This window comes from Candidatus Protofrankia californiensis, from assembly GCF_900634765.1.
Classification (GTDB): Bacteria; Actinomycetota; Actinomycetes; order Frankiales; family Frankiaceae; genus Protofrankia; species Protofrankia californiensis.
This window is the reverse complement of the sequence record NZ_CAAAFT010000087.1, coordinates 1-820: the sequence shown is the minus strand read 5'-3', so window position 1 is coordinate 820 and position 820 is coordinate 1. Positions and strand designations below refer to the sequence as shown.

The window sequence follows — 820 nt, the reverse complement described above, 5'->3', positions numbered from 1 at the left end:
GTCCTCGCCGTCCTCGCCGTCCTCGCCGTCCTCGCCGTCCTCGCCGTCCTCGCCGTCGACCCCGACGGCGCTGTCCGCCGCCACACCCAGGCCCGCCAGGAGCGGCAGGTCCGGGTCCGGCCGGTGGAGGACGGGATGGCCGAGCTGTGGGCGCTGCTACCGGCAGCGGACGCGCAGGCCGCCTACCAGCGCCTCGACCTGTTGGCCCGCCGCGCCGCCACCCCGGACGAGCCCCGGGACAGGGACGAACGTCGCGCCGACGTCCTCGTCGACGTCCTCCTCGGCCGCGACCACGGTGCCGACATGCAGGTGGAGATCGGTGTGCTCGTCCCCGCCGCCACCCTGGCCGGGGTGACCGACAGCCCCGGGGAACTCGCCGGGTACGGGCCGATCCCCGCCGCCGCCGCCCGCGCGCTGGCCCAGGAGGCGACCTGGCGGCGGATCCTGACCGACCCGGTAGACGGCCGGGTCGTGGACGTCGGCCGGCGGTTCCCCGCCCCGGGGCTGGCCCGGCTGGTCCACGCCCGGGATCGGACCTGTCGGTTTCCCGGCTGTCGGAAACCCGCCCGGTTCTGCGACCTGGACCATGTCCGGCCCTACACCGACGGCGGGCCGACCATGGAAGAGAACCTGCTCACGGTCTGCCGGCGGCACCACCGCGCCAAACATGAGGGCGGATGGACGGTACGGCGGGCCACGGGCGGGGTGACGGCCTGGACCGGCCCGACCGGCCGGGTCTACCGCACCGTGCCCGAGCCCTGGGAGGATCTCGACCATCCCCCACCCACAACCGCGGCCGCGCCCACGGACACGGCCGCCG

The 820-nt window shown here is 76.3% G+C and carries 1 protein-coding gene; it reads left to right on the top strand.

Translation table 11 applies throughout. From position 1 onward, the window contains the following. Positions 1–820, top strand: an 820-nt coding sequence (locus DD1DGNOD_RS26540) for an HNH endonuclease signature motif containing protein (protein ID WP_165036437.1), incomplete at both ends; no start/stop codon positions are given.